General features: G+C 68.5%; 20 protein-coding genes and 5 pseudogenes. 19 read left to right on the top strand and 6 right to left on the bottom strand.

The window, feature by feature from the left end; all coding sequences use genetic code 11:
- Positions 1-112 precede the first annotated feature (112 nt).
- The 8 genes and pseudogenes from AB0958_RS30240 (at position 113) to AB0958_RS30275 (ending at position 8,444) form a co-directional block, all read left to right on the top strand.
- Complete coding sequence (locus AB0958_RS30240; protein ID WP_366893650.1) at positions 113-1,129, top strand: zinc-dependent alcohol dehydrogenase family protein; 1,017 nt, start codon at positions 113-115, stop codon at positions 1,127-1,129.
- A gap of 33 nt (positions 1,130-1,162) precedes the next feature.
- The gene (locus tag AB0958_RS30245) at positions 1,163-1,573 is read left to right on the top strand and encodes a cupin domain-containing protein (protein WP_366893651.1); all 411 of its coding nucleotides are present in this window, start codon (positions 1,163-1,165) and stop codon (positions 1,571-1,573) included.
- 747 nt (positions 1,574-2,320) lie between these two features.
- Positions 2,321-2,524 carry a cold-shock protein gene (locus AB0958_RS30250; RefSeq protein ID WP_043505040.1) on the top strand — a complete coding sequence of 68 codons (204 nt, stop codon included), beginning with the start codon at positions 2,321-2,323 and terminating at the stop codon, positions 2,522-2,524.
- Between the two features lie 284 nt (positions 2,525-2,808).
- On the top strand, positions 2,809-4,305 hold the full coding sequence (locus AB0958_RS30255; RefSeq protein ID WP_366893652.1) for a DEAD/DEAH box helicase: 1,497 nt from the start codon (positions 2,809-2,811) through the stop codon (positions 4,303-4,305).
- Between the two features lie 45 nt (positions 4,306-4,350).
- Positions 4,351-4,752 carry a CBS domain-containing protein gene (locus tag AB0958_RS30260; protein WP_366893653.1) on the top strand — a complete coding sequence of 134 codons (402 nt, stop codon included), beginning with the start codon at positions 4,351-4,353 and terminating at the stop codon, positions 4,750-4,752.
- A 50-nt stretch (positions 4,753-4,802) separates the two neighbouring features.
- Positions 4,803-5,051, top strand: a pseudogene (locus AB0958_RS30265) (SCO5918 family protein); the annotation flags it as partial.
- A 982-nt stretch (positions 5,052-6,033) separates the two neighbouring features.
- On the top strand, positions 6,034-6,378 hold the full coding sequence (locus tag AB0958_RS30270) for a MerR family transcriptional regulator (protein ID WP_366893654.1): 345 nt from the start codon (positions 6,034-6,036) through the stop codon (positions 6,376-6,378).
- A 380-nt stretch (positions 6,379-6,758) separates the two neighbouring features.
- The gene (locus AB0958_RS30275) at positions 6,759-8,444 is read left to right on the top strand and encodes a ribonuclease J (protein WP_366893655.1); all 1,686 of its coding nucleotides are present in this window, start codon (positions 6,759-6,761) and stop codon (positions 8,442-8,444) included.
- 301 nt (positions 8,445-8,745) lie between these two features.
- Here the strand turns inward: AB0958_RS30275 and AB0958_RS30280 are convergent, their stop codons facing one another.
- The gene (locus AB0958_RS30280; protein ID WP_366893656.1) at positions 8,746-9,864 is read right to left on the bottom strand and encodes an acyl-CoA desaturase; all 1,119 of its coding nucleotides are present in this window, start codon (positions 9,862-9,864) and stop codon (positions 8,746-8,748) included.
- A 7-nt stretch (positions 9,865-9,871) separates the two neighbouring features.
- The gene (locus AB0958_RS30285; RefSeq protein ID WP_366893657.1) at positions 9,872-10,936 is read right to left on the bottom strand and encodes a ferredoxin reductase; all 1,065 of its coding nucleotides are present in this window, start codon (positions 10,934-10,936) and stop codon (positions 9,872-9,874) included.
- A gap of 87 nt (positions 10,937-11,023) precedes the next feature.
- On the opposite strand from AB0958_RS30285, the gene AB0958_RS30290 reads away from it, so the two are divergent.
- The 3 genes from AB0958_RS30290 (at position 11,024) to AB0958_RS30300 (ending at position 13,972) form a co-directional block, all read left to right on the top strand.
- On the top strand, positions 11,024-12,163 hold the full coding sequence (locus AB0958_RS30290; RefSeq protein WP_301648047.1) for a CdaR family transcriptional regulator: 1,140 nt from the start codon (positions 11,024-11,026) through the stop codon (positions 12,161-12,163).
- A gap of 574 nt (positions 12,164-12,737) precedes the next feature.
- The gene (locus AB0958_RS30295) at positions 12,738-13,043 is read left to right on the top strand and encodes an STAS domain-containing protein (RefSeq protein ID WP_366893658.1); all 306 of its coding nucleotides are present in this window, start codon (positions 12,738-12,740) and stop codon (positions 13,041-13,043) included.
- Positions 13,040-13,972 (top strand): anti-sigma factor RsbA family regulatory protein, encoded by a 933-nt coding sequence (locus tag AB0958_RS30300; protein WP_366893659.1) that lies wholly within the window; start codon positions 13,040-13,042, stop codon positions 13,970-13,972. The genes AB0958_RS30295 and AB0958_RS30300 overlap by 4 nt, the downstream gene beginning before the upstream one ends.
- A gap of 63 nt (positions 13,973-14,035) precedes the next feature.
- Here the strand turns inward: AB0958_RS30300 and AB0958_RS30305 are convergent, their stop codons facing one another.
- Positions 14,036-15,370, bottom strand: a complete 1,335-nt coding sequence (locus tag AB0958_RS30305) for a multicopper oxidase domain-containing protein (RefSeq protein ID WP_366893660.1) — start codon at positions 15,368-15,370, stop codon at positions 14,036-14,038.
- Between AB0958_RS30305 and AB0958_RS30310 the strand changes: the two are divergent.
- From AB0958_RS30310 to AB0958_RS30320, 3 pseudogenes are all read left to right on the top strand, one after another.
- Positions 15,360-15,600 (top strand): annotated as a pseudogene (locus AB0958_RS30310) (IS110 family transposase); the annotation flags it as partial. The gene AB0958_RS30305 and the pseudogene AB0958_RS30310 sit on opposite strands and share 11 nt — an antisense overlap.
- A gap of 31 nt (positions 15,601-15,631) precedes the next feature.
- Positions 15,632-15,733 (top strand): annotated as a pseudogene (locus AB0958_RS30315) (3-oxoadipate enol-lactone hydrolase); the annotation flags it as partial.
- A 294-nt stretch (positions 15,734-16,027) separates the two neighbouring features.
- Positions 16,028-16,205: pseudogene (locus AB0958_RS30320) on the top strand (IS5/IS1182 family transposase); the annotation flags it as partial.
- 180 nt (positions 16,206-16,385) lie between these two features.
- Here the strand turns inward: AB0958_RS30320 and AB0958_RS30325 are convergent.
- Positions 16,386-17,000: a TetR/AcrR family transcriptional regulator gene (locus AB0958_RS30325; RefSeq protein WP_366893661.1), complete on the bottom strand. Its 615-nt coding sequence runs from the start codon at positions 16,998-17,000 to the stop codon at positions 16,386-16,388.
- Positions 17,001-17,172: 172 nt separating this feature from the next.
- Here AB0958_RS30325 and AB0958_RS30330 point away from each other — a divergent pair, with 172 nt between their 5' ends.
- The 3 genes and pseudogenes from AB0958_RS30330 (at position 17,173) to AB0958_RS30340 (ending at position 18,752) form a co-directional block, all read left to right on the top strand.
- Positions 17,173-17,694, top strand: coding sequence for a peroxiredoxin-like family protein (locus AB0958_RS30330; RefSeq protein WP_366893662.1), 522 nt, complete (start codon positions 17,173-17,175; stop codon positions 17,692-17,694).
- 289 nt (positions 17,695-17,983) lie between these two features.
- Positions 17,984-18,300: pseudogene (locus AB0958_RS30335) on the top strand (RNA helicase); the annotation flags it as partial.
- Between the two features lie 209 nt (positions 18,301-18,509).
- Complete coding sequence (locus tag AB0958_RS30340; RefSeq protein WP_366893663.1) at positions 18,510-18,752, top strand: DUF5302 domain-containing protein; 243 nt, start codon at positions 18,510-18,512, stop codon at positions 18,750-18,752.
- A gap of 723 nt (positions 18,753-19,475) precedes the next feature.
- On the opposite strand, the gene AB0958_RS30345 is transcribed toward AB0958_RS30340, so the two are convergent.
- Complete coding sequence (locus AB0958_RS30345; RefSeq protein WP_366893664.1) at positions 19,476-19,835, bottom strand: hypothetical protein; 360 nt, start codon at positions 19,833-19,835, stop codon at positions 19,476-19,478.
- 1,511 nt (positions 19,836-21,346) lie between these two features.
- On the opposite strand from AB0958_RS30345, the gene AB0958_RS30350 reads away from it, so the two are divergent.
- Positions 21,347-21,685 (top strand): MerR family transcriptional regulator, encoded by a 339-nt coding sequence (locus AB0958_RS30350; RefSeq protein WP_366893665.1) that lies wholly within the window; start codon positions 21,347-21,349, stop codon positions 21,683-21,685.
- A 239-nt stretch (positions 21,686-21,924) separates the two neighbouring features.
- Positions 21,925-22,128, top strand: a complete 204-nt coding sequence (locus AB0958_RS30355) for a cold-shock protein (protein ID WP_055495910.1) — start codon at positions 21,925-21,927, stop codon at positions 22,126-22,128.
- 98 nt (positions 22,129-22,226) lie between these two features.
- On the opposite strand, the gene AB0958_RS30360 is transcribed toward AB0958_RS30355, so the two are convergent.
- Positions 22,227-22,712: a hypothetical protein gene (locus tag AB0958_RS30360; RefSeq protein WP_366893666.1), complete on the bottom strand. Its 486-nt coding sequence runs from the start codon at positions 22,710-22,712 to the stop codon at positions 22,227-22,229.
- Positions 22,713-22,745: the final 33 nt, after the last annotated feature.

A 22,745-nucleotide genomic window follows, 5' to 3' on the forward strand; every position in this document is an offset into this window, starting at 1 on the left:
CCCGTCACAGCGCCTCGGCCGACGGGGCGGGAAGTGCGCACCCGGCCCCTGTACTCGGTGCGGCCCCGGACTCCGGCGGCCGCACACCACGGCACGCAAAGGAATCCCTCTCATGCACGGCGCAGTGATCCATGCTCCCGGCGACGTCCGTTTCGAGACCCTGGACGACCCGAAGATCCTCCAACCGGCCGATGCGGTCATCCGTACGGCCGTGACCTGCGTATGCGGCTCCGACCTGTGGCCCTACCGGGGCGCGGAGCCGATCGGCGACCCGCATCCCATGGGCCATGAGTACGTCGGCTTCGTCGAGGAGGTCGGCTCGGATGTCACCTCGGTCAGGCCGGGCCAGTTCGTCGTCGGCTCCTTCGCCACCTCGGACAACACCTGCGCGAACTGCAAGAACGGCTTCCAGTCGAACTGCCTGCACCGCGAGTTCATGTCCACGTGCCAGGCCGACTACGTGCGCATCCCCAACGCCCAGGGCACCCTGGTCGCCACCGACGAGATCCCCGACGAGCGGTTCTGGCCGGGTCTGCTGGCCGTCTCCGACGTGATGGGAACCGGCTGGTGGGCCGCCGACGCCGCCGAGGTCGAGCCAGGCTCCACAGCCGTGGTCGTCGGCGACGGCGCGGTCGGCCTGTGCGGGGTGATCGCGGCGAAGGAGAGGGGCGCGGAGCGCATCATCGTCATGAGCCGGCACGAGACGCGGCAGAAGCTCGCCCGGGAGTTCGGCGCCACCGACGTCGTCACCGAGCGCGGCGACGAGGGCGTGGCACGGATCAAGGAGATGACCGGCGGAATCGGCGCCGACAGCGTGCTGGAGTGCGTCGGGACCGCCCAGGCCATGGAACAGGCCCTGCGCTCCGCGCGCCCCGGCGGCAACGTCGGCTTCGTCGGGGTTCCCCACGAGGTCGCCGTCGACGGGCAGGAACTGTTCTTCTCCCACGTCGGCCTGCGCGGCGGGCCCGCTCCGGTGCGCCGCTACCTGCCCGACCTCATCGACCGCGTCCTGACCGGAGCGATCGATCCCGGCCGGGTCTTCGACCTCACCCTGCCCCTGGAGCAGGTCGCCGAGGGCTACCGGGCCATGGACGAGCGCCGCGCCGTCAAGGCGCTCCTCAAGCCCTGACCGACCCACCGTCCCGCGCCTGAAGGAGTAACCGTGCAGATCACCCGCAGTTCGATCGACACCGTGAGGGGCCCGGCCGACTGGTTCACCGGCGATGTCCACATCGACGCCGTCGCCGCCGCCCCGGCCCCGTCCCGGGTCACCGCGAACCTGGTCCACTTCATGCCCGGCGCCCGCACCCACTGGCACCGTCACCCCCTGGGCCAGACCGTGTTCGTCACCGAGGGCGTGGGTCTGTGCCAGCGCCGGGGCGGACCGGTCGAGGTCATCCGGCCCGGTGACCGCGTCCTGTTCGAGGCCGACGAGGAGCACTGGCACGGCGCGGCGCCGAACCGGCTGATGGTCCACCTGGCCATCAACGAGGGCGACGCCGACCACGACGTCGTGCACTGGCTGACCCCCGTCACCGACGAGGAGTACGCCGCCGCCCCGGCCACCGGCTGACCCCCGCCGCTCGCTGCCGTGCCCTCCGGGGTCCTACCTCCCCGTCACTCCGACCCGCCGCCCCTGCGAATCGGCGTGCCAGGATCAGGCTCATTGCCTCCCCGACGGTGCTGTGTCGCGGCAAGCAAGCCGATTGAGGAAGCTCCTCGACGTCCTGCGGGTTGTGCCTCACCGCGCGACCGCCCGCAAGCACCGCCGGGCCGGCCACAGGGCGGTGATGGTGAGGTCAAGGACTCGTCGGGGCCCCGGCGGCAGCCGTGACTAGCGGGAGTCCGGCACGGGGTGCGGTGCTTCGCCGCACCCCAGTCCCGTTTCTGCGAAGCAGCCGTCAATCACCTGCGGCCTCTACTGCAACATCTTGAGCTTGCGCTTGACTGGGCGGGTGACCCGCACCATCCCTTGGGGGAGCAGCCCTTACGCTGGGCGCGCCCCCAAAACTTCCCGAAACGTTGCGCTTCGGCTGGGGCAAAATCTGTGCCCGCGAGCCGAGGTTTCAACGGGGCAGGCAGACAGATTCTCTATCGCATTAAGCAGGGTGGGATTCTTCACCGTACACGGGCCGCTTCGGCGTGCTACTGTCGATCTCAGTTGCAGTTGTGGTCCCAAAACTTCAAGTGTCCTTCCGGTGGCGCCCGTGCTACCGGAGCACTTTTGTTATCCGGTCTTTTTCCCGACGGGGTGATCATCGCGGCGACACGGGGTCCGTGCAGTGCGGATCCCGATGCACTGCCCCAAAGGAGAAATGACATGGCTTCTGGTACTGTCAAGTGGTTCAACGCGGAAAAGGGCTTCGGCTTCATCGAGCAGGACGGTGGCGGCGCTGACGTGTTCGCCCACTACTCGAACATTGCCGCCCAGGGCTTCCGTGAGCTGATCGAGGGCCAGAAGGTGACCTTCGACATCGCGCAGGGCCAGAAGGGCCCGACGGCCGAGAACATCGTTCTCGCCTGACGCTGACTGTCGCGTACTTGTAGCTGGGGCCCGCGTCCTTCGGGGTGCGGGCCCCAGCTACTCGCGTTTTCCGCAGTGGTTTCACCTGCGGACGACAACCAGGAAATCCGTAGGTTCAGCGCATACGGAGCATCCTTCAGGGGTGTACACGCCCCTCATGGCTTCATCGCGGCGGGCGCCCGTCAGATTCGCTGTCGCATTCCACCGGTCCATTCTTGCAATTCTCTGTGCTGCTGATCGCTGCGGGAATTCCTTGATATGTGCCGCATCGAGGAAGGTTCCGCATGAACCGCACACGCACGAACGACCGCTTCAGCCGCATCCGTAACGGCAGTACCGACTCCCAAAAGGGCGGCAGCCGATTCGGCTCGTCGGCCAGGAGCCGCTCCGGCGCCCCGAGCCGCTCCGGTGGTTACGGCCGCCGGCCCGCGGCGGTCCAGGGGGAGTTCGCGCTGCCCAGGACGATCACTCCCGCGCTCCCCGCCGTGGAGTGCTTCGCCGATCTCGACATGCCCGGGGCGCTGCTGGGCGCGCTCAGTTCGGAAGGCGTGACCGTACCCTTCCCGATCCAGGCCGCGACCCTGCCGAATTCCCTCGCCGGCCGGGACGTACTGGGCCGTGGCCGCACCGGCTCCGGCAAGACCCTCGCCTTCGGGTTGGCGCTACTGGCCCGTACCGCCGGGCAGCGCGCCGAAGCCAGGGAGCCGCTCGGGCTGATCCTCGTACCCACGCGCGAACTGGCACAGCAGGTCACCGACGCGCTCGCCCTTTACGCCCGCTCCGTGAGGCTGCGGCTGGCCACGGTGGTGGGCGGAATGCCGATCGGCCGACAGGCGAGCGCGCTGCGCGCCGGCGCCGAGATCGTCGTCGCCACGCCAGGACGCCTCAAAGACCTCATCGACCGTGGCGACTGCCGGCTGAACCAGGTTTCCATCACCGTCCTCGACGAGGCCGACCAGATGGCCGACATGGGCTTCATGCCGCAGGTCACCGCCCTCCTCGACCAGGTCCGCCCCGAAGGCCAGCGCATGCTGTTCTCCGCCACTCTCGACCGCAACGTCGATCTGCTCGTGCGCCGCTACCTCAGCGACCCCGTCGTGCACTCCGTCGACCCCTCGGCCGGAGCGGTCACGACGATGGAGCACCACGTGCTCCACGTTCACGCTGCCGACAAGCACACGGCCACCACCCAGATCGCCGCACGCGACGGCCGCGTGATCATGTTCCTCGACACCAAGCACGCCGTCGACGGCCTCACCGAACACCTCCTGAACAGCGGGGTACGGGCCGCCGCCCTGCACGGCGGGAAGTCACAGCCGCAGCGCACCCGCACGCTGGCACAGTTCAAGAACGGACACGTCAACGTGCTGGTGGCGACCAACGTCGCGGCGCGCGGCATCCACGTCGACAACCTCGACCTCGTCGTCAATGTCGACCCGCCGACCGACCACAAGGACTACCTCCACCGCGGCGGCCGTACCGCCCGTGCAGGAGAGTCCGGCAGCGTCGTCACCCTGGTCACCCCCAACCAGCGCCGCGGCATGACCCGCCTCATGGCAGCGGCCGGCATCGTCCCGCAGACCACCCAGATCCGCGTCGGCGAAGAGGCCCTGCACCGCATCACCGGCGCCCAGGCCCCCTCCGGCACCCCGGTCGTCATCACCGCACCGGTGGTCGAACGCCCCAAGAAGCGCGGCGCCACCTCACGCGGCCGGCGCCGCCCCGTCTCGGCGGCCCGCAGCGCGGCCGTACGGCAGTCCACCACCGGTGCGGCGGCATAGAACCTTCGTGTCAGGAAGCCCGCCCGACTTCGCAGGAGGCACCCTTTGACGCTGGACCAGACGCAGTTCCGCTCAACACGTACCAACGCCGTGCAGACGGCCGCCGATCCCGCGGACGCGGCCGGACCGCAGGTGTGGGAGGACATGACCGTGGAGGTGGCACTGTGCGTGATGACCGCGGCCCGCACAGGTCATCTGGTCGTCTGCGACGAGGACGGTCTGCGCACCGGCCTGGTCACCCGGGACCGGCTCACGGCCGTTCGTGACGGCTCCGGATACACGGACCGGATCCGGCTGCGGGACATCGCCGACGTCATCGGGCCATTCGCGTCGCCGCCGACCGCGAGGGCCGGAGCCGAGCGTGCGATGGGCTGCCGCCGGCTCGGGGCCCCGCCCGTGGCCGACGAACACGGTAACGCCCTGGGCGTCCGCGTCCTCTGTCGCTGAACCGCCGTCATCCCTGTCCGGGCCCGTCATCTCTTCTCCCTGGAGGCATCGTGCGCTGTGTCATCGCTCGCTTCCCGTTCGACCTGACCAAGAGCGGCGTGGTGGAATCGATGAAGGGCGTGAGGCCCGAGCCGGTCACCGCTGAGTTCGTCGTCATCGGACGACGCCACTACCCCGCCAAGCAGGTCGGCCAGGTCGTCACCCGCCAGGACCGCCGTGATTTCAGCACCGGCGAAGTCCTCAGGGCCATGACCCAACTCGGCTTCACCTGCCGCACCCGCCCCGCCGCCGCACCCGCGCCTCTGGCCGGCCCGGACGGGCCGGCGCCCGCAACGCTCGGCGCTCCCTGTCCACCTGACGTACGGACTGGTGTGAGCCGAACCGAGCAGCGAGGCCCCATCGGCGTGGGCGAAATTCCAGGGGGCGTGGCAACACTGCGGTGAGTTGATCAAGCGGCGAGCAGTTCGGACAGACGCTCGGCTGGGGTCTCCCAGTCGAGCGTTCTGCGTGGGCGGCTGTTGAGTTCGTTGGCGCGTCCGGCCCTGCCCGCTGGACCAGCCTCCTGCGACGACCGCCGCCGCGGCGCCCTGCTGCGGCGAGCCTCCCGCCGTCGTTCATGGAAGCGGGTCAGCCGGCCTCCGCGCACACCGGAACCCTGCCGATCACTCACGGGACAAGATCATCTCCTGGCCCGTTCGCCGCGTACCTCGACGGCCCGGGGGCGGCGGAGCCCTCACGCAGGGCCGCGATCGATCTCAGCGCCAACGGCTGCCGGTCTTCATGGCGGTCATGCGCAACCCGGGACAGCACTCTTCCGAGAGCAACCACGGAAGAGCTCCAGACACTGGCCGTGGAGAAAAACTGTCGTGACGACAGTAGACATTGGCCCGTCGCAGGGATACAGTCTTTGTCGTACTCAGGAAGTCGAAGTGGGCACGGCAGACACGAACTGCCGTGCCGGCAGGTCAAGCAGGACACGGCCCAAGGGGGTCGTGAGCAGTACCCGCGATATCCAGCAGTATCACCAGTAACCGAAGGTAAGGAGCGAGACGCCATCAGGATCGCCCGGGCGAGGAAGCAGTCCGCCCGGGTACCGCAGGCCCCGGATTGGAAGGTGGTCCCCGGTCACGCATCCGCGATCCCCGCAGTCCCGCCCTCCCAGGCGGACCCTGCGGACATACAAGGCCGGCGCAGTTCGCCGGTAGATGGTGTTGAAAGCTCGGGGCCCGGGTGCCAGTACGGCGCCCGGGCCCCCCGACGCGCCCCCGGAAGAAGAGGTCTATGCCCCCTGGCAGTTCCCGCGCCGTCACCCCTCTCGATGACGACGACTACCCCGCCTACACCATGGGCCGGGCCGCCGACATGCTCGGCACCACCCCCGCCTTCCTGCGCGCCCTCGGCGAACACCGCCTGATCACACCTTTGCGCTCCGAAGGCGGCCACCGCCGCTACTCCCGCTACCAACTGCGCATCGCCGCCCGTGCCCGCGAACTCGTCGACCAGGGCACCCCCATCGAAGCTGCCTGCCGCATCATCGTCCTCGAAGACCAACTCGAAGAAGCACAGCGCATCAACGAGCAAATACGCACACAAAGTCCCGAACCGCAGTCCAAGACCTCAGCCTGACCGGACGCCGGCACGAAGACTGCCGTGTCGACGTCCGTGCCGTCCCGCGCGCCTGGCAGCATGGTTCTCATCCAGCCGCTGCCGGCTCCCCACCCCGCCGACCTCATGCCCGACGCGACGGGCATGGCGGCCTTCGAAGCGGCGTACCGGCAGGCCAAGGAGCAGGACGCCGTCTTCGTCGCCATCGAGTCTCTGGGCGAGCACTGGACGGCGCGTCATCCGAGCCGCGGTCATCCAGACGATCCGCGCCGGCGAGATCCACTCGGACTCCTCCGCGGAAACGGTCTACTTCGAATCTGCCGGACCCCCGTCGTGGTGCCCCGACCCTGTCGGGAGGAGGCAATGGATCACTCTGTCCGCTCTCCGGGTACCGTCAGGGTATGAGTCATCCGCACCCCGACCTGAAGGCCGCACCGCCCCTCGCCGAAGGGGGGCTGCGGGTCGTCGCCCTCGGCGGCCTGGGTGAGATCGGCCGCAACATGACCGTCTTCGAGCACGCCGGCAAGCTGCTCGTCGTCGACTGCGGCGTGCTGTTCCCCGAGGAGACCCAGCCCGGCGTGGACGTGATCCTGCCGGACTTCACCTCGATCCGTGACCGGCTGGACGACGTCGTGGGCATCGTCCTCACCCATGGCCACGAGGACCACATCGGCGGCGTGCCGTACCTCCTGCGCGAACGGCGCGACATCCCCGTCGTCGGCTCCAAGCTGACGCTGGCATTCCTGGAGGCCAAGCTCAAGGAACACGGCATCCGGCCGCGCACGGTGCGGGTGCGGGAGGGCGACCGGCGTGGCTTCGGGCCCTTCGACTGCGAGTTCGTGGCGGTCAACCACTCCATCCCCGACAGCCTCGCGGTCGCGATCCGCACCCGGGCCGGGATGGTGCTGCACACCGGCGACTTCAAGATGGACCAGTTCCCTCTCGATGACCGCATCACCGATCTGCGCGCCTTCGCCCGCCTCGGTGAGGAAGGCGTGGACCTGTTCCTCACCGACTCCACCAACGCCGAAGTACCCGGCTTCACCACCTCGGAGCGAGAGCTGAACCCGGCGATCGAGCAGGTGATGCGCACCGCGCCGCGCCGGGTCATCGTCTCCAGCTTCGCCAGCCACGTGCACCGCATCCAGCAGGTGCTGGACGCCGCCCACCAGCACGGCCGCAAGGTCGCCTTCGTCGGCCGGTCGATGGTACGCAACATGGGCATCGCCCGTGACCTGGGCTATCTGAAGGTCCCCTCCGGTCTGGTCGTGAGCACGAAGGAGCTGGAGAAGCTCCCGGACCACAAGATCACTCTGGTGTGCACCGGCTCCCAGGGCGAACCGATGGCCGCGCTGTCACGGATGGCCAACCGCGACCATGTGATCCGCATCGGCGAGGGCGACACCGTCCTGCTCGCCAGCTCCCTCATCCCCGGCAACGAGAACGCCATCTACCGGGTGATCAACGGCCTCACCCGCTGGGGCGCCCACGTGGTCCACAAGGGCAACGCCAAGGTGCACGTCTCCGGGCACGCCAGCGCCGGCGAACTCGTCTACTGCTACAACATCGTCAAGCCCCGCAACGTCATGCCCGTGCACGGCGAATGGCGCCACCTGCGGGCCAACGCCGACCTCGCCATCCGCACCGGTGTCGACCCCGACCGGGTCGTCATCGCCGAGGACGGCGTCGTCGTCGACCTGGTCGACGGACGCGCGTCCATCACCGGCAAGGTCCCCGCCGGCAACGTCTACGTCGACGGCATGGAAGTCGGCGGCGCCACCGAAGCGTCCCTCAAGGACCGCCTCACCCTCGCCTCCGAAGGTGTGGTCACGGTGGTGGCGATCGTCGACGCGGACACAGGCGCCCTCGCCGAAGCACCCGACTTCCTGGCCCGCGGCTTCGTCCACGACGACGCCACCTTCGAGCCGGTCATCCCCGTCATCGAGAAGACCCTGGCCACCGCCGCCGAGGAAGGTGTCGGGGACGCCCGCCAACTCGAACAACTGCTCGCCCGTGCCGTGGCGAACTGGGCGTTCCGCACCCACCGCCGCAAGCCCCTCATCATCCCCGTCATCATCGACGCCTGAGCCACACCCGGGCAGGCGGGCGGGGGCGGACGCCGATGTGCACGAGGTGAAACCCGGCGACGAGTCGGTCCTGATGCCCAGCCTCATCACCGGCCCACCGGCCCACCGGCCCACCGGCCCACCGGCCCACCGGCCCACCGGGTCGGCTGGGCGGCCCGGTGGCGAGCGCTGGGCCGGGCATCCAGCAGCTGACCTGCCGCCCGCGTGTTTCCGGTGACCCCTCACGTGAAGTGCGTGGCGATTCTGGAGCCTGCGACAAGGGCGCCCGACCTCGGGTTCGGGCGCCAGGCGCTTGTGACAATCAGGCGGCGACGAGCTCCTGCTCACGGTCCGGCGTCTTGACCTCGTGCTTCTTGTTCGGCAGCGAGAGCCGGAAGACCTTGCGCCACGCGGAGAACACCTGTTTGGGCAGCGGTCCGGTGACGTACTCCAGCTCGTACTTCTCGAACAGCGCGCGCACCTTCACCGCGACCTCGGCGTACCGGTTGCTCGGCAGGTCCGGGAACAGGTGGTGCTCGATCTGGTGTGACAGGTTGCCGGTCATGAAGTGCATGGCCCTGCTGCCGCTGATGTTCGCCGAGCCCATCATCTGGCGCAGGTACCACTGGCCGCGCGTCTCGCCCTTGATCGACCGGCGCTCGAAGACCTGCACGCCCTCGGGGAAGTGCCCGCACATGATCACGGAGTGGGACCAGATGTTGCGGACCAGGTTCGCGGTGAACGTGGCGGCGAGCGTGGGGAGGAAGGACGGCCCCGACAGCAGCGGGTGGATCACGTAGTCCTTGAGCACCTGCTTGCGGATCTTGCGGCCCACGGCCTTGGCCTGCGCGCGGAACTCCGGGTTCTTGCGGCGGCGCTTGTTCAGGTTCTTGCCGAGCTCCAGGTCGTACGCTGCGATGCCGTACTCGAAGAAGCAGGCGTTGATGAAGTTCCACAGCGGCTGGCCGAGGTGGATCGGGTGCCACTTCTGGTCCTCGTCGACGCGCATGATGCCGTAGCCGAGGTCGTTGTCCTTGCCGATCACGTTGGTGTACGTGTGGTGCAGCTCGTTGTGCGAGTGCTTCCACTGGTCGGCCGGCGAGACGTGATCCCATTCCCAGGTGGTGGAGTGGATCTTCGGGTCCCGCATCCAGTCCCACTGGCCGTGCAGGATGTTGTGGCCGATCTCCATGTTGTCCATGATCTTCGCCACGGACAGACCGGCGGTGCCGAGCAGCCACGCGGGCGGGAAGATCGAGAACAGCAGGACGCCCCTGCTGACCAGCTCGAGCTTGCGCTGCGCCGAGATGACCTTGCGGATGTAGGCGGCGTCTTTCTCGCCGCGTCCGGCGATCACTTCGTCGCGGATCGCGTCCAGCTCGTGGCCGAGCTCCTCGATCTGCTCCGCCGTCAGGTGGGCGGTGGGGTCGATGGCGGTCAAGGTGCTCCTACCGTTCGATGTCGCAGGGGCCCGCCGCGGCGGACACACAGGTCTGGATGAGGACGCCCGGCTCGGCCTCGGTGATCTCGCCGGTGCGCAGGTCGCGGACGGCGCCCGCCTTGAGCGGCGTGACGCAGCCGAAGCAGATGCCCATGCGGCACCCGGAGGGCATGAGCACGCCGGCCTCCTCGCCGATGTCCAGCAACGGCGTGCCGCCGTCCGCGTCGACGGTCTTGCCGCTGGCGCTGAACGTGACCGCGCCGCCGCCGCATCCGTCGCCGGCGACGACGATGCCAGGGCGGAAGCGTTCGGTGTGCAGGCGCTCTTGGACGCCGTGGCCGCTCCAGTGCTCTTCGGCGGCGTCGAGCAGGCCCGCGGGCCCGCAGGCCCACGTCTCGCGCTCGGCCCAGTCGGGCACGAGTTCGTCGAGACGGGCGATGTCGAGCATGCCGTCTGTGGCGGTGTGCACCTCGATGAGCCGCAGCTTCTTGTCCGCGACCAGGTCGTGCAGTTCGTTGCGGAAGATCACGTCCTGCGGCCGTGGCGCGCAGTGGACCATGACGACGTCGTCCAACTCGATGTCGCGCAGCATGCCCATCACGGGCGTGATGCCGCTGCCGGCCGTCAGGTAGAGCACCTTGGCGGGCTTGGCCTGCGGCAGCACGAAGTCACCGGTCGCCTGGTCGAGCTGGATCAACGTGCCCGGTCTCGCCCTGCGGACGAGGTGGTTGCTGACCTTGCCGTCCGGGATCGCCTTCACGGTGATCGTGACGCGGCCGTCCTGGCGGTCTGTCGGCGAGGTGAGGGAGTAGGCACGCCACAGGCGCACCCCGTCGACGTCGACCCCGATCCGCACGTACTGACCGGCTGTGTGGCCGCGCCAGCCTCGTCCCGGCCTGATCACGACAGTCGCGGCGTCACCCGTCTCGGGGTGCACGGCCTCGATGCGCCCACGCAGGTCAGCGCCCGCACGCAGGGGGCTGACCAGGTCGAGGTAGTCCGACGGCAGCAGCGGCGTCGTGACCATCTCCAGCAGTTTCCACGCCCTGCTGCGGAGGGTTGCACTCGTCATGACTCCAGCTTGCTGCGCCTCAGGGCGTAGAGTCCTGACCGTAGGACGTGAATCTGGTGGGTGGAATTGTTCGCAGGGAATAAAAACGTGAGTCGTGTAACCCAGAGGGCCAGCGAACTGGCCCTGGATGAGACGACGGTCACCGCAGTGAGGGCCGCGCTGAAGACCACCGCCGACGAGGTCGTCCAGGCGGTCATCGACGAGGTCCCTCCCTACGCCAACGCCCTGTCGGGCCACATGGGCGCCACGATCCGCCGGGCCGTTCGCACCGCCCTCGGGCACTACCTGGACCTCGCGAGCGGGAACGCCACGGGCGGCGACGGCGGTGACGCGGCCTACGAGCTGGGCCGCGGCGAGGTGCGCGACGGCCGTTCGATGGACGCCCTGCTCAGCGCCTACCGCGTCGGCGCCCGCGTGGCCTGGCGATGCCTGGCAGCGGGCGCCGTGTCCGCAGGTCTGCCCGCCGCCGAGGTCGCCAAGTTCGCCGAGCTGACCTTCGCCTACATCGACGAGCTCTCCGCCGCGAGCGCCGCGGGCCACGCCGACGAACTGGCCGCCCGGGGCAGGGTCCACGAGCGCCACCTGGAACACCTGGCCCGCGACCTCCTCGCCGGCGCGAGCCCGGACATGCTGCTGGCCTCTGCTCAACGGGCCGGATGGCAGCCTCCGGTCACGCTGACGGCGGTGCTGCTGCCCGCCGCCCAGGCCCGGCCTGCCTACCGCGCGCTCGACCCGGGCGCCCTCGTGCTCGACGATCTGCCGGATGCCACCGGTGTGCTGCTCGTCCCCGACGCCGACCGATCACATCTCCTGCGGCAGTTGACCGACCGCACCGCAGTGGTCGGCCCGGCCCGGCCATGGACTCGGGCGTCCGCCTCGTACGCACGAGCCGTACGCGCGCGCTCTCTCTCCGCTGATATCCGCGACACCGAGGACCACCTGCCCGAGCTGGTGCTGAGCGCCGACGTGGACGCGTTGGCAGACCTGTGTGCCCGAGCCCTCGCACCGTTGCGCACCTTGCCTGTCGCGACCGCACGGCGGCTGGAGGAGACGTTGCGGGCGTGGCTGCTGCACCAGGGCAGGCGGGAGGAGGTGGCGGCGGCGTTGTTCGTCCATCCCCAGACAGTCCGGTACCGGATGTCGCAGCTGCGGGAGCTGTTTCCGGATCTCGCATCGCCGCACCGGGTCCTTGAACTGACGCTGGCGGTCGGTCTTCGGGCCAGTTGACGCGTACTTCGACCGTCCACGGACTCCCGGCGGATCCCGGCATCGTGCTCGGTGTTTACCTGGACGCCCTTGCAGCCGGGACGGTTCGCGTGAGCGACGCGATCCAGGTGCAGCAGGTCGGCTGACAGGGAGCGTTCCACCACGAGTCGCCCACCTGCCGATCCGTCAGGCTCACGTCTCGCGCGACCAGCCGCACCCGGTCGCGACTGAGCGGGAGCCGGCCGAGGAGGACGACGGTCGCGTCGAGCAGGGCGTTGGCGAAGGCCGGAGCGACCGGGCTGCAAGGGCGGACTGTCGGATGTGCCAGGAAAGGGGATCTGACCTCGGGTTTTCCGAAGATCGCTCAGGTCGACATCCTTAACGGTCTGGACCGGACTCGGCCTCGATTCCTGAGCTCGTCCCGCCTTCCAGGCGTGGGTCACCAGCGTCGCCATCATGGGAAGACTTCAACCGGGTATCGTGCAGGGTGATCGAAATGAGCCGCCGTGCGGCCGAGCCCGGGGAACTGGGAGGGAAGGGCGTGGATGTCCCACCTGGCGTGGGCGGGTCCCCCGTCGTGCCACCCTTTGGCGCGGTGCTTCAGATCATTCCGCTGCCTGACCGTTCCGGGCTGGAGGCGATCGGGGAGATCAGCATGAACACACGAACCGTTTGGCAGCAGGCACTGAAGCACCTGGCCGACCGTCACACCGATGTGCTGCATGTGGATCTGTCCCGCGTGAAGTTCGTGGATGTGGCGGGTGTGACGGACCTGGCGGTGACTGCACACCATCTCGCCGAGGGGCAGCGGATCGTGCTGTACCGTCCTCCGGCACAGCTGCCGCGCATCCTTGAGCTTTTCTGGCCCGGGATCACCGCGATCGAGGTGGCCGCGTCATGAGCACGGCAACCTCTGACGAACCGTTCGTTCACCCGGCGCTCTTCTACCGAGGCGCGGACCAGTACATCGCGGGGACGGTTCCCTTCCTCAGGGAAGGGCTGGACGCCGGTGAGCCCGCAGCCGTCGCTGCTCCGCCGGATCGCCTGGAGCTGATCCGCCAGGGACTGGGAGAGCGAGCGGCGGAGGTACGCTTCATCGACATGACCCAGGCCGGCCGCAACCCCGGCCGTATCATCCCGAGCGTGTTGCGCAAGTTCGCGGACGCCCAGCCGAGCGCCCGCCGGGTCCGCATCATCGGTGAGCCGATCTGGCAGGGTCGTTCCGCCGTCGAGTACCCGGCGTGCGTCCAGCACGAAGCGCTGATCAACGCTGCTTTCACCGGGCGCGCGGTAACCATCCTGTGCCCGTACGACGCCGGGCAGTTGGAGGAGCAGGCACTCAGCGACGCCCTGGCGACCCATCCGCTCATCCGGGACGCTGATGGCGAGACGGCATCCACCGCCTACAGCCCCGAGCAGATCATCGCCCGCTACAACGAGCCCCTGCTCGCTCCGCTCTCCGCCGCGGCGTGCCCTTTCGCCGCCCGTACACTGCCCGACGCCCGCGACTTCGCCGTGTCCCAGGCGCGGTCCCTGAGCGTGTCCGGCGTGAACTTGACAGATCTGGAACTCGCGGTGGCGGAGCTGACCACCAACAGCGTCGTCCACGGCGCCGGCTCGGGCACGCTGCGGATCTGGGCCGAGAGCGACCGGATCGTCTGCGAGGTCCACGACGGCGGACAGCTGAACGATCCCTTGGCGGGCCGCCGCCCGCCCCATCCCACCCAGCCCGGCGGCCGGGGACTCCTCCTCGTCCACCAACTCGCGGACCTCGTCCGTGTCCACACCGGCCCTGACGGCACCACCATTCGCTGCTACCTGCCCGGCTGACCGGAGGCGTCCTCGGTGAATGTCATGCCTACCGCGCCGCAACAACCGACGCAGACGTGCTGCTCATCCCGAGCTGCCGGCAGCAATGACGTTCACGTAGCCCATCATTCCGTTGTCCTCGTGGCCAGTGATGTGGCAGTGAAACATCCATTGTCCGGTGAAGTCCGTAAAGCGGATCCGGATCACCGCTTTGCCAGCCGTTCCAGGAACTGCGTGGGGAACGCTCACGGTGTCCATGTGGTCGGCGGGAGGCTGGGCGACGCCGTTCACACTGAGGACCTGGAACGGTGCGATGTGGAGATGGAACGGATGATCGTGGCCACTCGTGTTGGTGAGCGTCCATTCTTCGACGGTTCCGAGTGTGGCCGGTTTCTTGAAAGTCGGCTTCCTCATGTCGAACAGCTTGCCGTTGATCCAGAAATTTTTGCCGCCGTCGTCACTCAGGGCCACGCTTCGCGATTGGGCGATGGGTTCTCCGGACAGATCGGTTCGGATCCGGAAAGCGGTCCGGCGATCTGGGGCGAGGTGGCCATGCCCGACGGTCCCCCGGTGGCAGCCGGCCCCGCGCTCCCGCTGCCCCGTTGGACATCGACCTTCATGAGGGTGGTGTCGGGGTAGGAGTCGCCGTCGCCCTCCGTCCCGGTCACGTGGGCGAGGGTTCTGGGCCAGGTTGATCCGGGGGCTCCGGCGGTCACCAGGACGTCGAAGCGTCTGCCGGGCGGAACCAGAAGGTGGGTTCGCCCGGGTGGGCGCCGCGGAGGGAATCCCGTCCTGGTTGATGACGGTGAGGCTGCCGCCGTCGAGCTGTAGATCGTAGAAGATGGCGCCTTCATTGGCCATTCGCCACAACTGGGTTTCGCCGGCTTTCACGTTCAGCGTGGGCTGGAACTGACCGTTGACCAGGCGGACCGTCGGCGATGCGGGCTCGAGGACCCCGTCCGGGTAGACGATCGAGCTGGATCCGCTGATCTGGGCGTCCTTGAGCGCCAAGGTATGAGCGGTGATCCCGCGGTAGGCCGGCGGCAACGATTCGCGAGTGTCCCCGACAATGATCGTTCCCGACAGCCCCGCCCCTATCTGGCTCTCGGTTCCATTGCAGCGAGTACCCGCCGGGGCAGAGGTCATCTCCATCCCCGGCATCGGCTCGCCGTCCCTGGAGCACATTTCATGGTCGTGGTACCAGTACGTGCCGGGTGCCTGGGTTGCGGGAATGTCGAGATGGTAGGTCAGAGTTTGACCAGGCTGAGCGGACAGCATGATGTTGTCCGCGCTTCCCTTCGGGGACAGGTGCATCCCGTGGAAGTGCAAATTGGTCGCCGTGTCGAGTTTGTTGGTCAGTTTCAGGGTGACACGCCGGCCAGGAACCACATGAAGGGTCGGCCCGACTTTGCTGATCACGATCGGGGACAACCCGGCACGCCTGGGCAGTGAGGCGTCCTTTGCGGCGTTGTGCGAGGCAAGCTCCGTCGAGCGCTCCTCGGGCGAACGCGGCCTGCACCGGGTCGTGCAGACCCGGTTGCGCCCAGGACTACCACGAGCGCCGCAGCGAGGAGGGCAAGACCCGGCGCTACGCGGCCCGAAAGGTCTTCCACCTGGTCAGACCTGTGCAGTCGCAACCTCCGTCATAGGGGCAGTCGTGATACGTGCGAGGGTCGAGGCGTGAGTGAGACACCGTCGAACACCCTGCAATACCGCTTTGACGGGCCAGAAGAGGCTCCCGTCCTGATCCTGGGTCCCTCCCTGGGTACCACCTGGCACATGTCGTAGAAGGCGTCCAGGGGCGTCCATCCGGTCCTGTGCGGGCATGTATGTCCAGTTTCGGGATCCTGTGCTGAGAGTGTCCACGGGGTTTGTGACCCGCCGGTGACAGCTGGCAGCGCGACGAAGCCCCGGGCTCACCCGCTGTGTTCAGCGTAGGTTCGTAATTACGAATGTCCTTTTCTCCTTGGCGATGGCCTGTGTCCGGCACAAGGGACAACGTGACGAGACGTCCCGTGTGCCCGTTCACCCGTCGTGGTGCTGTTCCCGGTGTCGCTCTGTGCAGTGGCACCCACCCCACCGATCCGGGGCAAGTGCGGCCGGCCGTTACACCGTCCCCGGGGCATCTACGCCGACCGCGGCTGCGACCACAACGTCTACCGCGACAGGGTCCGCCTGTTCCAGATCAGGTCGCACATCGCCCATCGCGGCACCGAACACTGGCTCTGGCTTGGGCATGCATCGCTGGGTCGTATCCGCTTCACGCGGGGACTCTCTGCGGCCAACCGGGTCGCACTCCTTGCTTCTGCAAAGTTCAGCGTCTTTGGAGGCGTCTGCGGCACTGCCTGTTCCAGCGAGGCTGCGCAGATCGCGGACTGCGTGGACGCGTCCTCGGACGGCAGACCGCGGTGATCGCCGACCGAGGTCGTGTCGGTCACCTGCTTAGGCCGCGCATCAGCGCGGCGAGGCCGCCGAAGAACTCTTGGTCGGCGGTCACGTCCCGCGCGTGGTGCGCGGTCTCGGCCAGGCGCGGGAACTCGGTCGGCGGCAGTGCGGAGATGGCGACCGTGCCCTCGCCCGCCAAGGGCCCCAGATGCTCCAGCTGGATGGCTCCGATGACGTAGCCCAGCAGGGCCCGCAGTGCGATGACGCGTGGTGTGCCGTCGAAGCCGGCTTCGACCAGAACAGCGAGCACCGCTTCCGACCAGCACAGCACCCCGTGGGACCGATGCCGATGGGTGACCGTCAGCGGCACGACGGCGGGATGGGCGTTGACGGCGTCGCGCAGGCGCCGCACCAGGGTCTCGATCCGCTCCTGCCATGACATGTCTGGGGGCGGCGGCTCGGTGTCGACGGTTCCCAGCACGAACTCGACCACCAGCCGTTCGAGTTCCTCGCGGTCGGCCACGTAGCGGTAGAGCCCCATCGTGCTCATGCGCAGTTCCTCGGCGACCGTGCGCATCGACAGACCGGCGAGACCGTCGCGATCCAGGACGGTGAGGGCGGCCGAGGCGAGCTGATCCGGCGTGAGTGAACGGGGGCGAGGCATGGCAGTTGACAGCGTACGGCATACGCCTACCCTGGTAGGCGTATGCCGCACGCCTAAAAGAAGGGGGAGCAGTATGCGCACGCCTCGAAGGCCCATGCGGCCAGGGACCTTAGGACCCGGTGCCGTTGTCGACGCCCGTGATCTCACGGCCGTCTCGGGTGCCCAGGTCGCCGTGCCCGACCGTGACCGGCTGACACATCTTCAGTTCCGGCGGTTCGCCGGCTGCCCGATCTGCAACCTGCACCTTCAGTCGGTGGTGCGACGGCACGCGGAGATCGCTCAAGTCGGAATCCGCGAGGTCGTGGTCTTCCACTCACCCGCCGAGGAACTGCGGCATTACGTGGCCGACTTCCCCTTCGCCGTCATAGCCGATCCCACCAAGCGCCTGTACGCCGAGTTCGGCGTCGAGTCGGCACCACGAGCGCTACTGAGCCCACGCGCCTGGGCACCGACCGCCCGGGCCGTCCTGCGCAGTGCGTGGCGGATCCTCCGCGGGCAGGAGCGTCCGCCGGCCCGCAGGCAGCCCGGCGGGCGGCTCGGCCTTCCCGCCGACTTCCTGATCGCGCCCGACGGCCGCATCCTGGCCGCCACGTACGGCGAACACGCCTACGACCAGTGGTCGGTCGACCACCTGCTCGAACTGGCAACCCGAACACCGCTGCCATCGGGACCTCGTCGCGAAGGAAAGTCATGAGTGAGATCTCTCTTTGACGGCAAGCTCCTACAGGCGCGGCCGGCGGGGGCTTCCGGGCGGGTGTGCTGCGGCTCCGGCGTCGGCACCGCTACCCCCGGGTTCTCCTCCCTGCGCCCTCGCGTCGGGTACTCGGCAAATCCGGCCGGGGCCCTTGGCGACCAACAGTCATAGACTTCGCTCCTGCAAAGTCGAGCGCGTCCGGGAGGCGTCTGAGGCGATGCCTGCCCCCGCCGAGGGGCGCACGGGCTTCTCGTCCGCAGGCTGTTCACGGTCGCGGAAACTGCGACAGGACCATGTGCACCGGGCGGGCCGCACCGCCCGCGCCGGTGAGTCCGGCAGCGTGGTCACGCTCGTGCCGGCGGGCCAGCGCCGCGAGACGAGCCGCATGATGGCCGGGCCGGCATCGAGCCGACCGTCACCAAGGTGCGCTCGGGCGAGGCGAAGCTGAGCCGGATTACCGGCGCCAAGACTCCCTCCGGGATCCCGCTCGACAGCGGGCCCGGAGGGAGTCTTGGCGCCGGCAAGGGCACCTCCTGCGGCGCCGGCGGCAAGTCCCGAAAGGTCGGCGAGGCCCGCAAGGCCGCCCTCGTGCGTCGCAACGGCTGAGAGCCGTTGCCCTGGCGGCGAATCTCCTGGCCGCGGGATCGGCAACCCTCGGCCCGGCCCGAAGCCATGTGCGCCTCACCTACGGAGTCAACGCCTTCGGCCGCGAGAGGGACACCCGTCGAAACGGAGCAGAATGATGTTGTCGGCGCCTCGCACTGCGCCCGGCATGACAAGCTGTGCTTGCCCATCCCCGAACCCAGGAGGTCACCATGACCGCAGAGCCCGTATCTACGGAAGGTTCGGAGCCGGCTGCCCCGGAGACGTCCCCTCTGGAGCCGGACAGCGACGGCAACTACGACCTCAAGCGCAAGTTCCGCGAAGCCCTGGCGCGCAAGCGCGGTGCGCAGGCGGACGCCGCTGATACTGCCGCCCAGTCCGATGCATCGAAGGTACGTTCGGCGCACGGCCCGGCTGCGAGCCAGCGGTCGTTCAGGCGCAAGAGCGGCGGCTGAGTCGCTGACTCCCTCGAGCCAACCGCTTCACCGGCACTCGCGCTGTCCACTCGAGCGTCCCGTCCAGTGGCCCGCGACGTGCGCATGCCCGTGCGCGCGTCGGCGGGCGTAGCCGGCGGACTCGCCTGGGGGAACGGCCCAGATGCGGTTGGCTCGGGTCGGTGGCGCCGCCGAACCGGAATTCCGGGATGAGAGCACTGCCTTGTCGGAGGGTACGCGGCCGGTGCCGCGCGCCTTGCGTGCCCCTGTACCGCCGTGAAAAACGACTGCGGCTGTCGTCAGTTCCTCGCCGTCCGGGCCTGAGGCTCGTACGGCGGGCCACAGCACCGTCTCTTCCACGAAGGCACGGCTGAAGACCAGCTGCACCACCTGCTTCAGCACGCGTCCCCGCTGGTGAAGGTCGTCGAGGGTCAGGTACTGATCCGTCAGCCGCCGTTTCCTCGTGCTCACGGCGTTGCCGCACCAGGATGCTGCTGCTTCCACCGAGCTGATCGACGGTCTGGTCCTTGATGGTCTTCGATATGGCCGCTCCCGTGCGTGCGCCGGAGACGAGCCGTGACGCTTGCCGGAGCCACTCTGATCTCCACGCCCGCCCGCACCATCCCTTGGGGGAGCAGCCCCTACGCTGGGCGCGCCCCCAATGCTTCCCGAAACGTTGCGCTTCGACCGGGTCAATATCTGTGCCCGCGAGCTGAGATTTCAACGGAGCAGGCAGACAGTGAGTCAGTGGTCCGAGTAGCTGAAGTCGCCCACGGTCCAGGCACTGATGTCATCGATCGCGACGCGGTACATCCCGCCTGTTTCCGGGATCCCCACCGTACCCTGCAGGATCCGGGCGACGTGGAAATGCAGATGCGTGGGCGGTCCGTCCTTCCTCGCGGGGTTGTCGAAGACGGCGGAGAACTCGCCCAGGTCGGCGGAGTCCGTCAGCACCTCGGACACCCTCTGCCGCCACATGGCTTCCGGAGCCAGCCGACCGGTGATGACAGCACCACTGGTGACCACGGTCAGGGACATCTGATTACTCTGCCCGGACTCCACAAGGGCGGCTATCGCAACGAGCAGCTCGTCAGGCTTCGTCATGGGATCGGATTCTATGCAACCGGCCCGCCCGGGCGGCTTGGACGATGGCGCAACCGGGCGAGACGGGCGCATACGGCTCCCCTGGTGCCGCACGACAGGCCGGAGGTGCGCATGTGCGGCGGCTGCGAGCCAGGGGCGTGCTTCGGTTTGCTGTCGTTCGGCTGCCGCAGGTCTTCGATGAGCGCTTGTGCGGTATCGCGTGCGTCGGCAACGGCCGCGTGGAACCGGGCAGCTGTGGCGTTGACGGACATTGGGTTCATCAGGGTTGCCCTCGCCTGCGGATCGTTCATGCCCTTGCCTACCCGACCCTGCGCCCCGCCGGCCAACCCACCCGAGCCACCGTGCTCGCCGGAGTGGGGCTGAGAATCGCGGTCGACGCGCCGCGCGGGTCGGCGCCCGGAGCATCGGGTCGGGTGTGGTCACGGCGCTGAGGCGGCAGCAGGAGCGTCGACCCGCGGATCGCGGCATCCGAGTGCACACTGCCGCGAGCTGCTCGATCATCCCGGGATCGCCGAGGGCGGCGCAGACCTCGTGCCGCGCTCGTCAACGGCCGATGTGCGGGGCGCCCGGCTGGAAGCGTCCCTCGCGATCGGTGGCGTTCTCCGCAGACGCAGTGCCGACCGGCGCCCGCCGACGGTAGCTGCGGCGCAGTCGGCGACGTCACGCTCAGCCCGACGTGCTGCGCGGCGGTGGGTCACTGGGAGCGCCGGACTGAGCCTCGGAGCTGCTTGGACCAGCCATGGACCGGTCGAGGCGGATTACCTCGTCTTAGAGTGCGCGAAAATCTATCTCGGTCAGAGTAGACATTGGGCTGCGGTGTGGTTAAGGTTTCTCTCGTAGCCGAGATCGAGCGAGGCCCGGCAGACATGAACTGCCGGTCAGTAGTGCAGCAGTTGCAGTTCGCAGGACGGTGCGGTGGTGGAGTTCCGAAGCCAGAGCGGTTGCAGGACGGCGACGGGACTGACGACCGGACCGGGTGGCCCGCAGTGATCAGGGGCCGCCATGAGCAGTACCGCAGAGGCAGTACCCGTAAATGCAAGTTCGCAGCACCCAGCAGTGAAGTCAGTGAGCAGTACCTCGGTGAAGGCGCCGGCTGCGGGCGCGCGCACCGGGTGATTCGGCAGTGGGGTTCTAGCCCAGAGCAGACGCAGGACGGGCGACGGGGCCGGCTGCCGAAGAGTGGCGCTGTTCGAGGCCACCAGCAGTTTGCGGTACCGGCAATTCGCAGTTTCCGTCAGTGAGTAGTTGATCAAGAGGGAAGAACGGAGGGGCCGAGCGCCATCAGGATCGCCCGGGCGGAAATCTTGGCCCGGGTACCGCAGGACATCGATAGTGAGGTGGTCTCCGGTCAAGCAACCGCGATCCCCGCGCCCCCGACAGCGTCTCGGTCGGGTCTGCGGAAACAGAAGGCCGGTGCAGTATCAGGGCCGGCAGATGGTGTAGTAGTTCCTTCGGGGCCCTGGTGCCAGTACGGCGCCAGGGCCCCTCCGCGTGTTCCACAGAGAGGTGCAATGACAGCAGACGACACGTTCGGCCGTCTCGATGACGACGACTACCCTGCCTACACCAAGGGCCGAGCCGCCGAGTTGCTCGGCACTACCCCTGCCTTCCTCCGCGCCCTCGGCGAACACCGCCTGATCGCCCCCCTGCGCTCCGAAGGCGGCCACCGCCGCTACTCCCGCTACCAACTGCGCATCGCCGCCCGTGCCCGGGAACTCGTCGATCGGGGCACCCCCATCGAGGCCGCCTGCCGGATCGTCATCCTCGAAGACCAGCTCGAGGAAGCCCAGCGCACCAACACCGAATATCGCCGTGCCGCCGAATCAGCGAACCCGACGGCAGCAGCATGAGATGAGTGTGCCCGTCAGCGTCGGCGGGCACCGCACGCACGATCTCGTGTGTGGCGTGATCATTCCTGTGGTGACCCGGTGTGTGGGCGTGTAGCGTCTGCGTCAGCTGTCGTGGTTCGGAATTCCCTGCCCGCGCCTTTGGTGTGGGCGTTTTGCTGTGCTGTGCCGCAGGAACCAGGACGATCACCTCCGTCTGCCACATGGAGTGGGAGGCGTTCATCGACTGGAAGGCATGAGACATGGCAACGGGAACTGTGAAGTGGTTCAACGCGGAGAAGGGCTTCGGCTTCATCGCCCAGGACGGCGGCGGCCCGGATGTCTTCGCGCACTACTCCGCGATCAACTCCACCGGCTTTCGTGAGCTCCAGGAGGGCCAGGCCGTGACGTTCGACGTCACCCAGGGCCAGAAGGGCCCGCAGGCCGAGAACATCAACCTGGTCTGACCTCGACCTCGCAGACCTGCCCGAGAGGTGCGCACGCCGCGTCAGGTGGCCGCCGCCCGTGCAGGCCCTGCCTGCTGTCGCGCCGGGCCGGTGCAGGATCAGGGGGCCGCGCAGCAATGGCTGCGCGGCCCCCTGGTCCGTGGGCCCGGGGCCGCTGCCAGCTCGAGATCTCGGAGCCACAGTTCTCCGATGACCTGTGTCTTGAGGTCGGGCAGATGGTCGGACTCGACGAGCGCCTGACCGATCACCTCCCCGGCCGCGACGCGCTGGGGCGGGGTCATCTCATCGACGGCCGAGAGGATCTGCCGGGCCAGGGCGGCTCCCTCTCCTGCCAGCGAACGCCGCACCGAATCCTCGATGTTGACGGGCAGCAGGTACGCGGTGCCCGAAGACCTCCACAGGTCCGACCAGAAGTGCTCTCCTGCTGCGGTGGGGGCAGGCAGCGCGGCCAGCAGCCCGAGGAGATGGCCGGTGGCCGCATATCCATCGGAGTGGGCGGCTGCGACCACTGCGACGCCGGCGACGCCCTCCACATCGAGCCGGCCGGCCTCGAGATGCGGAGCCAGGTCCAGTGGGTGTTCCAACTGGTCTGCGAGCGCGGTGGATACGTAGGGGCG

The organism is Streptomyces sp. NPDC006655 (genome assembly GCF_040703965.1).
GTDB lineage: Bacteria > Actinomycetota > Actinomycetes > Streptomycetales > Streptomycetaceae > Streptomyces.

Excerpts from the sequence above, each read along its gene's own strand:
- AB0958_RS30345 (WP_366893664.1), bottom strand. The coding sequence starts at position 19,835 with ATGACGAAGCCTGACGAGCTGCTCGTTGCGATAGCCGCCCTTGTGGAG.
- AB0958_RS30355 (WP_055495910.1), top strand. The coding sequence starts at position 21,925 with ATGGCAACGGGAACTGTGAAGTGGTTCAACGCGGAGAAGGGCTTCGGC.
- AB0958_RS30275 (WP_366893655.1), top strand. The coding sequence starts at position 6,759 with ATGAGTCATCCGCACCCCGACCTGAAGGCCGCACCGCCCCTCGCCGAA.
- AB0958_RS30255 (WP_366893652.1), top strand. The coding sequence starts at position 2,809 with ATGAACCGCACACGCACGAACGACCGCTTCAGCCGCATCCGTAACGGC.
- AB0958_RS30285 (WP_366893657.1), bottom strand. The coding sequence starts at position 10,936 with ATGACGAGTGCAACCCTCCGCAGCAGGGCGTGGAAACTGCTGGAGATG.
- AB0958_RS30350 (WP_366893665.1), top strand. The coding sequence starts at position 21,347 with ATGACAGCAGACGACACGTTCGGCCGTCTCGATGACGACGACTACCCT.
- AB0958_RS30240 (WP_366893650.1), top strand. The coding sequence starts at position 113 with ATGCACGGCGCAGTGATCCATGCTCCCGGCGACGTCCGTTTCGAGACC.
- AB0958_RS30300 (WP_366893659.1), top strand. The coding sequence starts at position 13,040 with ATGAGCACGGCAACCTCTGACGAACCGTTCGTTCACCCGGCGCTCTTC.
- AB0958_RS30250 (WP_043505040.1), top strand. The coding sequence starts at position 2,321 with ATGGCTTCTGGTACTGTCAAGTGGTTCAACGCGGAAAAGGGCTTCGGC.
- AB0958_RS30325 (WP_366893661.1), bottom strand. The coding sequence starts at position 17,000 with ATGCCTCGCCCCCGTTCACTCACGCCGGATCAGCTCGCCTCGGCCGCC.
- AB0958_RS30270 (WP_366893654.1), top strand. The coding sequence starts at position 6,034 with ATGCCCCCTGGCAGTTCCCGCGCCGTCACCCCTCTCGATGACGACGAC.
- AB0958_RS30340 (WP_366893663.1), top strand. The coding sequence starts at position 18,510 with ATGACCGCAGAGCCCGTATCTACGGAAGGTTCGGAGCCGGCTGCCCCG.